Origin of the sequence: Fibrella musci (assembly GCF_041321105.1) — a bacterium.
Classification (GTDB): Bacteria; Bacteroidota; Bacteroidia; order Cytophagales; family Spirosomataceae; genus Fibrella; species Fibrella musci.
Genome location: NZ_JBGGWD010000003.1, coordinates 593,389 through 608,874, shown reverse-complemented (window position 1 = coordinate 608,874; position 15,486 = coordinate 593,389). Strand labels below are relative to the sequence as shown.

The 15,486-nt window shown below is 49.2% G+C and carries 12 protein-coding genes; 1 reads left to right on the top strand and 11 read right to left on the bottom strand.

What is annotated here, in order from left to right:
* Positions 1-50: 50 nt before the first annotated feature.
* Together ACAW74_RS12420 and ACAW74_RS12415 are read right to left on the bottom strand one after the other, a co-directional pair.
* Entirely contained in the window at positions 51-1,829 is a 1,779-nt protein-coding gene (locus tag ACAW74_RS12420) for a beta strand repeat-containing protein (RefSeq protein WP_370698525.1), read from the bottom strand.
* 205 nt (positions 1,830-2,034) lie between these two features.
* On the bottom strand, positions 2,035-3,066 hold the full coding sequence (locus ACAW74_RS12415) for a hypothetical protein (protein ID WP_370698524.1): 1,032 nt from the start codon (positions 3,064-3,066) through the stop codon (positions 2,035-2,037).
* 232 nt (positions 3,067-3,298) lie between these two features.
* Here ACAW74_RS12415 and ACAW74_RS12410 point away from each other — a divergent pair, with 232 nt between their 5' ends.
* Positions 3,299-4,924: a glycosyl hydrolase family 28-related protein gene (locus tag ACAW74_RS12410; protein WP_370698523.1), complete on the top strand. Its 1,626-nt coding sequence runs from the start codon at positions 3,299-3,301 to the stop codon at positions 4,922-4,924.
* A 4-nt stretch (positions 4,925-4,928) separates the two neighbouring features.
* On the opposite strand, the gene ACAW74_RS12405 is transcribed toward ACAW74_RS12410, so the two are convergent.
* The 9 genes from ACAW74_RS12405 to ACAW74_RS12365 form a co-directional block, all read right to left on the bottom strand.
* The gene (locus ACAW74_RS12405) at positions 4,929-5,840 is read right to left on the bottom strand and encodes a glycosyltransferase family 2 protein (RefSeq protein ID WP_370698522.1); all 912 of its coding nucleotides are present in this window, start codon (positions 5,838-5,840) and stop codon (positions 4,929-4,931) included.
* Positions 5,841-5,848: 8 nt separating this feature from the next.
* A complete protein-coding gene (locus ACAW74_RS12400) occupies positions 5,849-6,553 on the bottom strand; it encodes a glycosyltransferase family 2 protein (RefSeq protein WP_370698521.1) in 705 nt (234 codons plus the stop codon).
* Positions 6,540-7,841, bottom strand: a complete 1,302-nt coding sequence (locus ACAW74_RS12395) for an oligosaccharide repeat unit polymerase (protein ID WP_370698520.1) — start codon at positions 7,839-7,841, stop codon at positions 6,540-6,542. The genes ACAW74_RS12400 and ACAW74_RS12395 overlap by 14 nt, the downstream gene beginning before the upstream one ends.
* Positions 7,819-8,592 carry a glycosyltransferase family 2 protein gene (locus ACAW74_RS12390; protein WP_370698519.1) on the bottom strand — a complete coding sequence of 258 codons (774 nt, stop codon included), beginning with the start codon at positions 8,590-8,592 and terminating at the stop codon, positions 7,819-7,821. Before ACAW74_RS12390 ends, ACAW74_RS12395 begins: the two co-directional genes overlap by 23 nt.
* A gap of 122 nt (positions 8,593-8,714) precedes the next feature.
* Complete coding sequence (locus tag ACAW74_RS12385) at positions 8,715-9,827, bottom strand: glycosyltransferase family 4 protein (RefSeq protein WP_370698518.1); 1,113 nt, start codon at positions 9,825-9,827, stop codon at positions 8,715-8,717.
* Between the two features lie 5 nt (positions 9,828-9,832).
* Positions 9,833-10,627: a class I SAM-dependent methyltransferase gene (locus tag ACAW74_RS12380; protein ID WP_370698517.1), complete on the bottom strand. Its 795-nt coding sequence runs from the start codon at positions 10,625-10,627 to the stop codon at positions 9,833-9,835.
* A 6-nt stretch (positions 10,628-10,633) separates the two neighbouring features.
* Entirely contained in the window at positions 10,634-12,022 is a 1,389-nt protein-coding gene (locus tag ACAW74_RS12375; RefSeq protein WP_370698516.1) for a lipopolysaccharide biosynthesis protein, read from the bottom strand.
* A complete protein-coding gene (locus ACAW74_RS12370) occupies positions 11,997-13,061 on the bottom strand; it encodes a GNVR domain-containing protein (protein WP_370698515.1) in 1,065 nt (354 codons plus the stop codon). The genes ACAW74_RS12375 and ACAW74_RS12370 overlap by 26 nt, the downstream gene beginning before the upstream one ends.
* 4 nt (positions 13,062-13,065) lie before the next feature.
* Positions 13,066-15,456 carry an SLBB domain-containing protein gene (locus ACAW74_RS12365; protein ID WP_370698514.1) on the bottom strand — a complete coding sequence of 797 codons (2,391 nt, stop codon included), beginning with the start codon at positions 15,454-15,456 and terminating at the stop codon, positions 13,066-13,068.
* Positions 15,457-15,486: the final 30 nt, after the last annotated feature.

Genomic DNA, 15,486 nt, shown 5'->3' with positions numbered 1-15,486 from the left:
AGGTGGCCTTTGTTGGTCAACGGTTAGTAAACCAGATTCGTATGAGCAACTTAGCGACGGGTCGTGCGGCGCAACTGCTGTTTGATGCGGGCATTTTCTGCTTTTAGTGCCTGGGTTTCTTTCTTCAACTCGATCATATAGAGGGTTAACTCTTCGATTTTTTCCAAGAGTTTGGCGTCCATCTTACCAACGTCAATGCCTTCTCTCACTACCTCACTGGCTGAGGGAACACCCGGCAGGTGACCATGTTGCTTGATGTGCTGCTCTACCTCAGGCAGCGAGCGCAGGGTATACCCCGCCTCGAACACCTTGTCTGACCACTCGTTGGTGTTGGCAACGGCTACTTTGACCTTCTCGGTCAGAATACCATCTTTAACAAACAGCCGGTAGCCAGCCGGGGTTTGGCTAATGCCTGAACCGATGATAACCGCGCCCGTATTGGCGTTGATCAGGTTGGCGCCATCAGCCGTCCAGTTGGCCTCCTCGGCTCCCACGCGGGCACCCGTGGTGCTGCCCAACACCACATCGCCTTGTGCATTGACCGTTAGAAAGCGCGTGGCCGTGGCGATGGTGCCAGGAGTCGATGTGGTCAGATTCGTCAGCCGCAGCCCGCTGCTGCCCGCTGTGCCCGAGACGACTTCCAGCTTGCGGGCCGGAGCCGATGTGCCGATACCCACGTTGGCATTGTTACCAAGGATGACTGAGTTAGAAGCGGTCACGACTGCATTGGAACCGATAGCCGTTGAGTTCTGAACAACTACCTGGTTGTTGGGAACGCCCGCTTGATGACCAATAAACGTGTTGTTGCTGCCGTCGAGGTTTTTCTGACCAGCAAAGCCACCGATCGATACGTTGTTGCCACCCCGTTGGTTATCACCGCCCGATAGAGAGCCAATAGACACATTGAAACTACCTTCCAAGTTACCTAATCCTGCACCGTTACCAATTGATACGTTGTTAGCACCAACGGTATTGGCTTCGCCTGAAGAGCTACCAATGAATGTGTTGTAAGCGCCACTGGTGTTACCAAAGCCTGCCCGTTGGCCAAGGAAGAGGTTGGCAAAGCCCGATGTGTTGCTAAAGCCAGAGGTCAAGCCAATAAACACGTTAAAGCCGCCCGTGGTACTGTTGCGGCCAGCCTGATAGCCGAAGAAGGTGTTACCCTGACCTGTATTTGTGTAGCCTGACTCGAAGCCCACATACGTATTTTGCGGAGTCGTGGTGTTGGCTGCGCCGGCTTTACTGCCAATAAATGTATTAGAGGCTCCCGACTGGTTAGCCGAGCCAGCTAGTGCGCCAACAAAAACGTTATCACCGCCAACCTGGTTGTTCGAGCCAGCATCTGAGCCGAGAAAGGTGTTATTAGCGCCATTCGTGTTGGCATAGCCAGATCCTGTTCCGAAAAAGGCATTATTACTACCAGCATTATTAAAATAACCGGAACGTTGCCCAAAGAATGCATTGTTAAAGCCAGCATTGTTTGTGTAGCCAGCTCCTGCTCCCATGAAGGTATTATTATTACCACCTATATTGCTGTAACCTGATTGATAGCCGACAAACGAGTTGCCTTGTCCGCCAGTGTTCAGGCTTCCAGACGCTGCGCCCAAAAAGACGTTCTGCGTGCCAGCCATATTCTGGGCCCCTGTACCGCGCCCAATAAAGAGATTACTGGCGCCACTCATGTTCAGATTCCCTGCACCTACACCTACTAGGGTGTTGTCAGCGCCAGGAGAAGCGGCCGCTGGAGACGTAACGACGATGTTTGTCTGAGCCATCAGGGGAGCAGAAGCACCGATGAATGGTATGACTAGGTAGAGGATTCTTTTCACAGTAAAGCTAATTAGAAGGTAAAGATGATGACTAAATTAGTTGAAGAAAAGCAACATTGAATGCCGAGTATATACTTAAAGGCAAAATGCATTGATGAATTAAAATCAGCAACGTTTTTGCTTCTGCAGTCTAGACCTAGAGTAGCAGTAAGTATACCAGTCTTTATTAAAAACGCACTATAGACGAAAATTTAATCTTGTTCATTTATCGGGACCTGCTACCTAAAGGTAAGGCTTTGAGTTGAGTAATAAACGCTGTTGGAATGAGGCCTGCGTCTGAGATAGGTACGTCCCAGGTCATCACTCCCCCCTGATCGTTTACATAGCGGGTGTAGGCACTTATCAGGTATGTAGGAAAGCGCGGCTTGCCCCGTCCCCACCATTCGCCCAGAAAGCTTAGATAATGAAGCTGTTCGCCCTTCAGTCCCTCTGCAGTGTTGATGGCAAGGTTGTTGTTATAGGGTAGGCGGCCAGGAAGTGGCAGGTAAAAATCAACCTCTCCGGCCGTAAAATCTTCATGCTCAGTCATTGGTTTCAAGACAGTGTTGATACCAGGATTAAAGGCAACCAGGGCATCGGGGTTGCCCGCTCGTAGCGCTGCTGCGAATGACTGAAAGTTGGGCGGTTCTGGCTGACGGTACATGGCATCCGCGAAAAAGGCCCCGTCAACCCACCAGGCAAAGATGTTTTTACCCCATCGAAGCGACCAGTCTTTAATAACGCTTTCCCAACGGCGCTGAAATTCGGCATTTCTATGGTCGCCACGCATCCAGCCTAGTTTATCGACGGCCTGTTTATCATTTTCCGGGGCATTAGCCGGAATATAAACTCCCAACTTTATTCCTTTAGACGCTAAAGCTTTGGCCAGGTCAGTAATCAGGTCTCGTTGTGAACAATGGCTGACCGGATGACCAACTAATTTATCGTACGTACTGTTCGGCGCGCAGTAATAGCCCGAATTTTGCCCAATCGTTATGAAATAATAGGACGCATGAGCGGCAGCCAGCTGATTTGCCAGAGCAGTTACATTAAACCGATTAATGCGTTGATTCCAGTTGCCGGGGGTAGGAGTAGGTGAGCCAGGTGTATCTGCCAAGTAATGCGTGAAAACACCCCATTTGCCACGTTTAAGAATCTCCCGGTTCGCCTTTCGAGCCGTCTTGACATCCTTAGGTTGCCCGTTTGCAAAGCTGGCACACACTAGTACTAAAATGAAGATAAGGTAAGGGCGTATCATGTAGTAAGAAGTCTAACAGTTGGTTATAACATCGGATGGGTGCAGAAGACTTAAAAAATGAACGATTGGTTTCAGGGGAAGGGCTCAACTCCAGAATAAGGTATTACAGACCGAGTAAACAAGCTGATAGTGGATGAGTTAACTCCATAATCAACCAGATACTCACAGGGAATACTACACAAAGGCAGCTGCCTCAATCTATCTTCTCACTGAATCTACGCGAATACAGTCAATGGCTATAAATGTAAAAGACCCCCAGTTTGGTGCGGCTGGAGACGGCTCAAGAGACGATGCACCGGCAATTCAGGCAGCAATCAATTACGCAAAATCGTTACAGGCAAATCCATTTGCTCAATACAAAGCAACTGTCTATTTCCCGGCGGGCTATTATTTAATCAACTCCTCGATAAACCTAACCGGAGCAGGGGGCATCTGGCTGGTTGGCGATGGAGGGCCATATCTGAACACAATTATATTGGGAAACACGGGGAACAGGCCCATGTTTGATTTTACGGGTTCGTCGCAAAGTGGCTGTGAAAATTTTACGTTTCTGCCATCAAGTGCCAGTGCTCCCTCAACGTTGGGTGTACAGTTTGCCCTGTCGAGCACAGGCGGGCTTAACTGTGGTATCAAGCGGTGTTATTTTCAAATGACCGACGTGCCTACGGCTAATGGAGGCTTTGGATCAATCGGTTTACTGAACGTACGCAGTGAGGAGTTCTACATCCATGAATGCCTGATTCGGGCCAACGTACCGCTCGTCATGAGTTATGCGGCCAACATTACCTACACAGGCGTTAACTACACCGCCACAAGTAATTTTCAGACGGTAACGGCTGGTTCTGGTTCAATGGGGGTTACCAGCATCAATGGAACGTCGCTGCAGACTTTAGAAAAGCGGCAACCAGCAGTGGTGTTGAATGGTACTAACAGCTTCAATTTCCAAGGGTATATGAGTCGGCTATCGACAGCGAACGGTACCAATGAAACAGCTATCTTGTGCCTCAACAGTACCATCAACCTGAAAATACACGCTACAATCGAGTCTTTCTCCCGACTGCTTCAGGTACGTGATACCGGGTTTGCCTATAACCAACTGGATATTATTTCAGCCAATTCGACAGCCCCCACTACCGAGCTTATCGATGTTACTAACTGCATTGTTACCAGCTTGCGGGCACGCATTGGCCTCCCAAATGCTTCAGAGCGCGCCAACCGAACGGTTCTTTATCACGCACCTGCCAGCAACGGGACGCAGCAGGTGGCTGGTATTGTCCAGAACAGCGAGATAGACTGTTACGATATTACCAACAATAATCAGATCATTACGCAGGCATTGCTGAAGAAATCGGCGAATATGGTATTCAATACCGGACGCCCTTTTGAGAAGAAGGGCGGGAAAATCCGCCAACTCACCAATAACCGTGTATCAGCAGGTACGTTGGGCGCACTGACGACCGCTACCATTTTTCAGTTTCAGGAAGCCCGCCTAACCAGCACAACTGCCAACAATAGTGGCTATTACCGGATTAATATTGACGGTGTTCTAAAGGCTGGTGGCTATGGTTCAGGGGCGGCAGCGACGCTATGCTTTGAAGCCCAGATTGTTGTCAATCAAAAATTCGACGGTACGCTCGACCCTATATCGATCACAACCGTCATTCTGGACCAGAGCGTAACTAACCCGTCGTATCTCAACGTGAATGGCATGGTGCTCGATCTGACCTTTAGTGGTGGAATAGGGCGCGTGACCCTGGTCCCACGAGTGTCGGGCAGTGGCACAGGGGAGGCTGTCTACTATGAGGGATCCGCCGAAATCCAGAGCGATTTCTTCGTGAATGACCCGGTGCCCCTGTAAACGCTTATTGATGCTGCCAGAACGAGCGGTGCATACTCATCGCTCGTTTTACACTAACCGGAAGGCCCTGGTGCCATTGCCCGGCCCGATACCCTATATATTTGGCTACGGTTCGCATTAATTGTACGGGTATCAGCGAGGTGCGCTTCTGCTGGCTCAGGTACGTCCACTCGGCCAGCACATATTTCACCCCTTCAGCTTCGGCCTGCGTGAAGGGTTTGAGCACTGTCTGTTGCTGTCGGTGAAAAACACCGATATCAAAATAGCGCTTAAACTCTTCGGTGATTGTGTAATTGTGAGAGTGAAAGACAGTAGCCTCGGCACAATACGCCAGGGTTTTGCCCTCAAGGATGAGCCGCGCTGCCACCGAAACGTCTTCGCCCAGAATTGTATCGGTCGGAAAACCACCCACCGAAAGGAGTGCTGATTTTTTGTAGGCGGCAAAGGAATTGGAACAGTGACACGTTTTTATCCCCATCTGCGGAATGTCTTTCAGCGATTTCATGACACTCGTTGCCGGATAATTGGTCTGCCGGGCAAACTGGCTCAGCAGATCGGCGCTGGGGTAAGGTAGCTGGCGGCCATAAGCCATGGCGATGTGGTCCTGGCTAGCCATGGTTTCAACTAACCGTTCAAGGGCGGTAGCATCAGCTGGCAAAGCATCCTGCGTAAGAAACACCAGGTTTTCATGGTTTGCCAACTGAACGCCTAAGTTACGTGTCGCTCCATGGTTAAACGAAGCCGTCGGGATGCTGGTAAAGTCGATCCCATGATCGCGTAGGATCGCTGGTGTTTCGTCTGTGGATGTCGAGTCAATAACAATCAACTCATAGGCCATCGTCTGCTGGCTTAATCGGTTTAACAGAGCCGGCAGATGGGCGGATGCGTTGTACGTGGGAATAATGACAGATACCATACAGAGAATTAATGCGCCATACGCCGGATAAGATTCGTAAGTAATCCAGCCCGATTAGTTACCTTCTGCTGCCAATCCAGTGAGCCCTCGCCGGTTGGCGAAGCGTTGTTGCCGTGGCGGACATACAGAATAAGCGGCTTTTTGTAAAAATAAACTTTCCCGTTTAGCTCCGCCAGTAAGCCGATCCACCAGTCATGCATGTAGACTGTAGCTGGGATTGGTAATGCGAGAATCAGGATGTCACGCCGAAAAGCCATGCAACATCCCATGTACGAGTTTTTTAGCAAATTGTGCACAAAACCCGATCGACTCCCTCGCATAGCAAAGAAAGAAGGATGGAGGGTATTCAGCTGTTCATCGACAATCGTGCAGTCACTTACAACCAGATCATGGGTGTCTAACAGCCTTACCGTATCGGTCAGCTTATCCGGCAGCCATACATCGTCTTGGTCGCTCAGGAAGATAAGATCGCCCGTTGCCAGACTGAGAGCATGCTGAAAGTTGCCTACGGGGCCATGCGTACCTGTATTAGTATAGAACTTAATTCGACTGTCGTTGAAAGACGCTACGATCTGGTGGGTAGCGTCAGTTGAGGCATCGTCGGATACGATTACTTCATCGTCGGGCCCAAGCTGGTTTACGATCGAGGCTAACTGACGTCCTATATGCTTCTCGCCGTTATAAGCGGCAAGGCAAACACTAACCTTTTTCATAAGTGGAAACCTGTTTGGTAAGGTTTAGCGTGTAACGCCAATCAGCGACAAAGCGAAAACGACGAACGGGTAGCAGGATAACAAAATAGACAAACAGGCAACCACTCAGCGTTAGAATAAATAATTCAAGATCAAGGGCGGGCTCGAAGCTGAGTAACCCCAGAATGAAGATGAGTGGTCGACTGCTGATGAACCGACGGCTGAAAGCATTGCCCCGAAGGAAAGCCACCCAAAAGCTAATAAACAGCGCGTAGGGTATTGCCAGGTATTTTTCCAATACGAAAGCCTGCAGGGGCAGGATGTAGTTGGGACCCACGGCAAAGGGAACTTCTATTCCATTTTCTAATTCATAGAGTCGCCAGCCAATACTTTGTGTCTGAACATCGACAACGCGTTTGATGAAGATGCCAAAAACCGATTTCACGTACTCGTTCAGGCCCGTGGGAATGTAGGCCGACGCATTGTTGGCCAGATACATCTCAAGGCCGTCGCCTGCCGCCAACAGACGGTTGGCAATGCTTAGGATGCCTTCTTCAAAGGAACTATCAGGCCGATAGTAGGAAGTAACCGTAGCACCGACTGTGAGCGCCAGACCGACGGCCACCGCACCGTATATGTTTAATCGTTTAAGAGTCTGTTGCGGAAACAGGGGACTAAACCGGTAGACAAAAAAGCCGTAGGCCAACAGTAAACTTATTACGGACGATCGACCACCCGCAACGATATCCAGAAAAACGTTGACCAACAGCACGGCAATGAGATAAACACGCCACTTGCGCTGGGTCTTCAACAGCATGAAGAGGTAATACAGGAAGAAAGGACGGGCTCCTAATTGCAGAATATATTGTGGAATAGACCGCCCTTCAATTTGCTTGAAACGATACAAAAACCATTCGACGAGCGATGGGCTGGTTATTGCATAAGTGATGAACTCATAACGGCTCACGACGTTCAAAGCGAGGCACACCAGAAACAGTTTGGTGTTCCGGGGATCATCAAGTTCACGTTGCAGGCCAGTTACATCGTTGTCAGGCTTTCCCAGAAAAAGAGACAGGCCCACGATGTAAGCGATGTAAACCACCACAAAAAGGAAGCCGTCTACATTGATACCTACAGACCAGAAATAGCCAGTAAGCAATGCCAGACCACTTGCGCACCAAAGGATATGGAAATTGAGGGGATCAATAAGCGAGCTTATCCGTTTCCGAACTAAAAAAATGGCTGCGATTGTGAACACCGCTATGGCCAGCAGCATAACTGTTGGGTTATACTTTTCGTAGTAGTACATAGCTGACGAAGTATTTGGCTGCCAATAGTTGGTTCAATAACAGATTCACGACACCCTTGACATGTTTGCCACGTACCTGATTGGTTTCGTGGAGGGATAGCTGAACGTCATAACTGCTGCCGCCACCCGCGCAGATGGCCACTACCTGGTTTAGGTACTGGTGGGGGAGTTTATTCAGATAAACGATGAGATTCAACTCATAATCAGCGATGATCTTCAGGGACGCGTCGTAGCTGAATTGATCGAACAAGGTGTTTCGGTAAAAGGTCGCCTGATGGTGGATGGTGTTGTGCAGGTAGGTCTTGGGACCAAACGCAGACCGGAAGTATTTTCCATAGTCGTACTGAACATCGCCGTAGAGCAGGACGGCCGAACTGGCAAGTAGCGTAGGCTGCAGCGTAGCCAGAATCCCAGGGGCTAGTTGGTCATCGGCTCCTAGAAAGTAGATCCAGCAGCCACTAGCTTGCCGAACGCCTTTATTCATCGCATCGTAGATACCCTTATCGGGCTCACTGACCCAGTACGAAATGGAGTTTTCCCATTTCTGGATGATGCTTACCGTATCATCGGTACTGCCTCCATCAATAACGATCAGTTCATAAACCGGCTCTTGTACCACCACACTCTGGATTGCCTGATCAAGTGTCTGGGCTGCTTGGTAGGTAACCGTGATGATGCTGATGAGTGGCCTTTTTTCGGACATGCAGAGAAGAAAGCTGTACGTCAGACAAAGGTACAGCGATTGAAGCATGAATTGGGTAAGTAGCGAAGCGACTGGCTCGATTCCAAAACCAATCCGACCAATTAAGGCCGTCCAGTGCGATTTTGATAAAGTGCGTGTTTTTTTCGTAGCTGGTTTGGGGTGTTTCCCTGTTACTGAACCAGCTTTTCGTATAAAGCGGTTGTTTCAACTACGGTGCGCTGCCACGAAAAGCCAGCTACGCGTTGTCGCCCTTTTTCTATAAGTTTCAGTCGTAAAGTGCTGTCGCTAAGCAATTGGTTTACACCAGCGCGTATCGAGTCGGCATCATTGGGATTAAAATAGAGAACGGCATCACCACCAACTTCAGGCAGCGAACTCTGATCACTAATGAGGCAGGGGCAATCGCAGGAAAATGCCTCCAGAACCGGTATGCCGAAGCCCTCATACAGAGAAGGAAAAACAAAGGCAACTGCGTCGCTGTAGAGCTGCCGGAGCAGTTGATCATTGATAGGCTGCTGAGTTACCAATCCAGCGAGACCAAGTGCGTGTATATGCGCTAATTCGGTTTTGGAAAAATTGCCTCCACCTGCGCACACTACACGTAAACCGTTCTGTTTAAGCAAAGGAGCTACAGCGTCTAGGAAAGGGTCGAAATTTTTGTAATAGCCCCGATGGCCAACGAACAGCAGATATGGGGCTGTTGTATTAGTCGTTTTGAGAGACAGCGGCGTTGTGCTGACCTCGAAAGAACTCCCCAGATAAATCACGCTAATTTTAGCCGGATCAGTGCCAAACAAATCAACTATATCAGCTTTGGTACTTTCTGAAATGGCAACGATGTGAGACGCCCGTTTGGCCACTTCGCGTTTCCTGCTGGTAATGACCCGGTCGGCAGATAACTCCGCAAATTGGTCGCTAAACCGTTCGTGAATCATGTCCAGGAAGGTGACTACCGTGGGGCGCTGTCTGGCAAACTGAAGGAAATAAGGATCGTAATAAGTCGCATGAATCAGGTCATACGATTGGGTCAGCAGGTCATAAGTCGAGAGTGCTTTGTTGAGTCTGTACAGTAAGGGTATTTTTTTAGGAAGGGCCGTATTCGGGAAAAACCAACGCCGGGCCAACTGTAGATCATGGGCATAGGCATTATTGGTGTAATGGGCCGACAGATAGGCACTATGCTGGGTACGTTGATTAATACCGTTGATTAGCTCGCTGAAGTACCGGGAAATACCGCCAAACTCCTGCAAAGAGAACGTCTGGTGGTCAAAGAAAATAGTCATGTCAATTAGTCACGCGCGTTTTTTTTCGTAAGTAAGGTGTAATCCTTATCAAGTAAGCTTTTAGGGCGATTCGGCATAACTGCGTTGACTAGTTTGGCAACCTTGGGCCGCGATAATTGTTGAAACCAAGCCATGCTAACAGGCTTCTTTGTCATTAAATGTAGGTTATGGCCGTTGGAGTAAAGACGCAAACCAAATTGTTCTGCTAATCGACGAAGCGACGCCTCGGTATACAGGCTCACATGCTGCCCCGTTTCGGGGATAAAATACCACCAGTTTTCGGGAGTTACGTGGTCATTGGGCTGTAATTCGGTGGAAAACAGAATGCTTTCTCCGTAGCTGAGCATATCTTTAACGGTGCCGACAGGGTCTGGCAAGTGTTCAAAGACCTCAAAAGCTGTGATCAGCTCGTAGGGTTGGCGGTTCGAGTGCTGGGTAACGTCAAACTGTTTGGCAAACAGGTTTTCGCAGTAGGTATCCTGTCTGTAGAAGTCAAAACCCTGATCCCGCATAAGCCGAACAAACAGGCCGTATCCTCCTCCATAGTCAAGAAATGAAGCACTGGGGTTGAACCATTTACGAATCACTGCTTCGACAACGGGCATCCAGTGCAGGTTGCGGCGAGGTAACCCGATGTCCAGTGACGTAATGGCATTGCCGTAGGCTTCATCGAGCCAGTAAGGTGGTTCTGTATAAATAAGGCCACAACCTGAGCACCGCAGATATTGTACTGAATACTTATTCAGAATGGTCAGCTCAAGATACGGTGTAGCGGGCGATCGACAGATTTGACAAGTCATATAGTGTTATTGGTTCCAGATACCAGCTGCCGTACGGTTTAATAGTCGGCGTGCCTGAAGGAAGCCAATAACTGAACCACTTAACAAAGACAACGTAGTAGCTAAAATTACCCCCGCGCTACCTAACCCAAGATATTGGCCAAAAAGTATAGACAATGGAAGGTTGATAGCTGCAGAGAAGAGTGCCGAGAATAATTGCAGTTTTATTTTACCTAAGCCATTGATAACAACTACTGTTATATTGTTTAGGCACATGACGATTATACTAAGCCCCATACAAAGAGTCAACAAAAACGGAATTTGTACGCGTTTTCCTACCCAAAGGGCATAAATAGTCGGAGCGAGAATGATCCAAACTAGTACCAAGCCTACAATACCTAGCCAAAGCCACCATAAACGCTTGTAACTAGCTCGCATCCAATCATACTCTCCTTTTACATGGGCTTCAGTAAACGCTGACCAGAAAGGAGTGAGCATGATAGCAAAGAAGGTGTTAATGATATTGAAATATCGGTAGGATATATTATAAGGCGTAACGTACTCAGGGCCAAATAGTTGAGTGATAATCAAGTTGTCGCTGTAAAAAATGATGACAACAGCCAGTTGAATAATAAAGAACTTGGATCCTAAACCGAGCAGGCCGCGTATGTGCACCCTGCGAAAAAAACGGGGCACAGGCTTCAAGAAGCTAAGAGACCCATTATACAGCCAAAAGGAGGTAATAAGTAATACAACCAACGGGCAAACGGCATTTAGAATCGCCAGATTGATAAGGTTGCCTTGACCTGTATAGACCAGATAGAGCAGGCCCGTCAAGGTCGTTATATTGATCACCAAGAGCATCAACCCCGCTTTTGCCGGCTCTTGGCGGGCATAGAAAACAAAGGTTATCAGGTCGAAAACAAGCTTCGCACTAACACCGATAAACAGAATAAGCGATAGTTGACCTAATAGATGCCTGGGAATAGTTGTATTAAGCAATCTGGCCCAAGGGATGAAATTGTTGACCACTACAAAAAGTAGAAGTAGGATCAACTGCGTACCAGCAAACAACAGATAGGCTGTACTCACGTAGGAGCGTGCCAGCAAAGGATCGTTGTTCGACAGGGCTTCGGTTAAGCGATTGCGAAGACCATTACCCAGACCAATGTCGAAGAAAGCGAGCAGAGTTAGTAATGAACTGAGTGTCGTCCAGACGCCAAACGTAGTGTTATCCAGGCATTTCAGGGTCAGGGGAACCATGAGTAGGGAAATCCCGAGGCTACCTCCTTTGATGATTACTCCCCAGAAACTGTTGATAAGGGCGCTCAGCGTTCGTGGATGTAAGCCTTTAACGCGGGCCGACACCTTGGTCATCTGGTTACGAAGCCTACCAACCACGACGGATAAAGGCATAAACTAAACTGACGATTGCCCCTAACATGCCTGCTACCAGTATAATCATACTACGCTTGGGACCACTCTTCTTCAATGGAACGCGGGCTGGTTCCAGCACTTTAAAGACAGGTGTATCCTCCTGTACTTTGATTTTAGCCATCTCCGATTGTTTGGAAAGCGTATTGTACAGGTCCTGGGCCAGCAGAAACTCGGCCTGAATGCGCTGCTCCTCAATCTTGGCTGTGTTCAGAAATACACTCCGATTCTGATCGCGGTAGGCAGAAAGGGCATACTCTGCTGCCTGATAGCGTTGTTTGGCGGATGAAACCTGCCGACCCAGAAAGTCGACCTCGCGGCGGGCTTTCTCTGTGCGATAGGTCGTAATGTAATCAGTTAAGTAAGCCAGTGAATGACGCACGACATCGGCTGCCACGACCGGGTCGGTCATGGTCGACGTGATAGTTAATACGCCTGACTTCTTTTCATACGTACCCGTAATTCGTTCGTGCAAAGCTTTTACCAGCAATTCCTGCTCTTTGGTCATGCGTAACGCTTGATTCGTATCGCCCGGCGTGGCGAAGTCGTCGTTTGTCTCGGAACCGCCAAAGGATAGCAGATCAGTTAGGCGAGACTTTGTTTTCTCGACCAGATACGTCTCTAAAGGTTGGGTACGTTTGTATTCCTTAACGTAAACAGGCTTCTTGAATAAATTCAGTGCGAAAGGGACACTCTGTAAAACATTGGGATACAGCTCCGGCCGAATGGCATCCGTACCAGACGCCATGCTGCCAATATCGATGCCTGCCAAACCGGCCAGCGAACCCAAATTACCTAAATTGGAAGAATTTTTAGTCTGAATTTCTGGTAGAACCGTTATCTGGGAAGAGTATTCGTTTGGTTTCGAGAACGCGTAAATGCCCCCAATCAGCGCGCCTATCAGGGCACCTATGAGCATAACTCGTCGGCTCTTCTTCAGAAAAACCACCACATCGCTCAGGCGGATTTCAATCACCTCATCGTCACTGGAAATAGCCGTTCCTTTTTCTGTAACTGACATACGATTAAGGCCTGCTCAGGTTAATAATGATGGTTGTTGCCGTTGCTGCCAGCGTACCAATCAGGGAGAAAATGCCAATCCGCTCTGTCGGTGAAAGCCGATTGTTGTCGAGTGGCTTAAACGGAATCACTACCACCGAGCCCGGCTGAATTTTGGGGTATGATTTGATCCCAAAAAAACGCTTTGTCCGGTCTTTACGGCCGTTTGGATACATCACGTACGAACGGCCCACTCGCGCATTCTCCGTATAGCCGCCCGCCTGAGTGACATAGTCGCGCAGGGTTAGTTGCTGACCATAACTGACTGTTGACGGATTAAGCACAGCTCCCTGAATTTCTACAAGATCTGAGCGGCGTGGTATGTATAGGGTATCTTGGTGTTGAAGCAGCAGATTCCCATCTGCTGCTGGATCATCGAGAATTGCGCGGATGTCCGTCCCAATCAATTTTCGACTTCGATAGAATTGAGAACCCGCCAAGTAGGCGTCTGGCTTAAGGCCACCGGCTCGTTGAATAAGATCCGATATTCGTTCGGTCCGATTTAAAATTGCATATACTCCCGGATGTAGTACTTCGCCATTAACGTATACTTGTTGTTGCGTTTCGTAGTAGGGTTGGGTACGTACATACACAATATCAAATGGCTGTAACAAGAAGCCCGCATCGTCGTTGGTAAGCCGTAGCGAACGATCCAGATTAAATCGGTAAATCTCTGTGTTGGTTTGACTATTCGCCGAGTCGCTACGGATTCGGCGGGCAATCTCAATCCGGTTTGCTGTTGCGCCTTCCTGAAAACCACCTGCCAAGGTGATCAGATCCGCCACCGTCATGTTACTCACGTAACTGAACGTACTGGGCTTGTTTACTGCGCCTTCGATCGAGACATTATATACCTCCCGAAGATTACGAATCGACTGAATGACCACGCTATCTTGCCGCTGAAGGGGAATATCAGCAACGTCACCTTTCAGTAATCGACTCACGTCGAAGGTGATGTTTTGCACATCCATGTTGTCGCTCTCCCGGAAGATGTTGGCCCGGGTAGTCGAAGCGTCTTTCCGAAGGCCATCTGCCCGGCGGATAAGGTCACCCACGGTAACTAATCCGTTTTCAAGGGCATAGTCACCTGGCCGCATCACGGCTCCGACGATCTGTACGCGGTTTTCATACCGGTTCAGAATGCGACCGATGGTGAAACGATCACCACGTTGTGGCACAAAAGAGCCAAACTCATCTGGCGTCAGTGTAATTACTTTTCGCTCGCGCGGGGTGTTACGACGAACGGAGATAGAAGCGGTATAAGCCTCTTCGTTGAATCCGCCAGCAAAAGCTAGTAACGTCTGGAAATTCTCGCCCGGTAGCAGTTCAAATAAATAAGGCCGCCGCACCTCGCCTTGTACATCAACACGAGTCTGGTATTCGGCTACCCGGATAACATCCTGATCCTGTAGCCGGATGTTGTCACGCTGATCGGCGCGCAGCAGGAAATCATACAAGTCAATTGTCCGCACGACTCGATTGCCCCGAATAACCTGTATTCGTCGAAACGAACCCGTTTCTGGATTAGGGCCACCCGCCAGATACAGGGCGTTGAAGGCTGAGCCCAGCGAGGAGATAGTATACGTACCCGGGCGTACCACTTCGCCAACCAACGTAACTCGGATGCTACGGATTTTCCCCAGCGAAGCCGACGCATACGTACCGCTTCCCGCCGTACCTAGACCCTGAAAGCCGCCCTGTCTTAGCCGGGCGATAATGCGTTGTTCGGCTTGCTCAACCGTCAGGCCACTCACCAGCACCGGGGCCAGATTAGGAATTTTTACAGTACCCTCAGGCGTAACACGTAGCCTGAAGTTGTCGGATGACGCACCGTATATATCCAGCAAAATCTCGTCGTCTGGTCCAACGATGTAATTCTTTGGCGTCGCAATCCGAATATCCGGCTCAAACGAAAGCCCAGCATTCTGGAAAAGGGAAGCGCCAAAAACCCGGCTACGTAGACTTGCCGAATCAGTTCGTGGTAAGCCCAGCGAGTCGGCACGGCGACGCGATAACCCTGACGGTAGGGTCCGGGCAATGCTGGTATCCGCTTCGCCACTGCCCCGGTAACTGCGGGGCGACTTGCCTCGAATCTCCGTTATGCGGCGACGCATTTTAGCAATGTCATCGAGTGTATACCCTTGTGACATAGCCGCCTGTTCAATCTGAAGTTCGCTCAAGCCACTCGACTGTGCCCGGCGATAGAAATCTTGAACCTGCTCATCGGAGAGTTGATCAACTCTAGATTGGCCGATAACTGTAAAGGCTGAGAACAAGCAAACTAACAACCCTAGCAGGCGATAGTGGAACACGCTTTGTCGAAGAAGAGTAGTCGGTAATAAATGAGTTACGGTCATAAAACGTGGCCCGTAAGCCGTCAATAAGTC

What these genes read in the sequence shown, in the direction of transcription:
- ACAW74_RS12415 (WP_370698524.1), bottom strand. Translation starts at nt 3,066, where the DNA reads ATGATACGCCCTTACCTTATCTTCATTTTAGTACTAGTGTGTGCCAGC.
- ACAW74_RS12410 (WP_370698523.1), top strand. Translation starts at nt 3,299, where the DNA reads ATGGCTATAAATGTAAAAGACCCCCAGTTTGGTGCGGCTGGAGACGGC.
- ACAW74_RS12405 (WP_370698522.1), bottom strand. Translation starts at nt 5,840, where the DNA reads ATGGTATCTGTCATTATTCCCACGTACAACGCATCCGCCCATCTGCCG.
- ACAW74_RS12400 (WP_370698521.1), bottom strand. Translation starts at nt 6,553, where the DNA reads ATGAAAAAGGTTAGTGTTTGCCTTGCCGCTTATAACGGCGAGAAGCAT.
- ACAW74_RS12395 (WP_370698520.1), bottom strand. Translation starts at nt 7,841, where the DNA reads ATGTACTACTACGAAAAGTATAACCCAACAGTTATGCTGCTGGCCATA.
- ACAW74_RS12390 (WP_370698519.1), bottom strand. Translation starts at nt 8,592, where the DNA reads ATGCTTCAATCGCTGTACCTTTGTCTGACGTACAGCTTTCTTCTCTGC.
- ACAW74_RS12385 (WP_370698518.1), bottom strand. Translation starts at nt 9,827, where the DNA reads ATGACTATTTTCTTTGACCACCAGACGTTCTCTTTGCAGGAGTTTGGC.
- ACAW74_RS12380 (WP_370698517.1), bottom strand. Translation starts at nt 10,627, where the DNA reads ATGACTTGTCAAATCTGTCGATCGCCCGCTACACCGTATCTTGAGCTG.
- ACAW74_RS12375 (WP_370698516.1), bottom strand. Translation starts at nt 12,022, where the DNA reads ATGCCTTTATCCGTCGTGGTTGGTAGGCTTCGTAACCAGATGACCAAG.
- ACAW74_RS12370 (WP_370698515.1), bottom strand. Translation starts at nt 13,061, where the DNA reads ATGTCAGTTACAGAAAAAGGAACGGCTATTTCCAGTGACGATGAGGTG.
- ACAW74_RS12365 (WP_370698514.1), bottom strand. Translation starts at nt 15,456, where the DNA reads ATGACCGTAACTCATTTATTACCGACTACTCTTCTTCGACAAAGCGTG.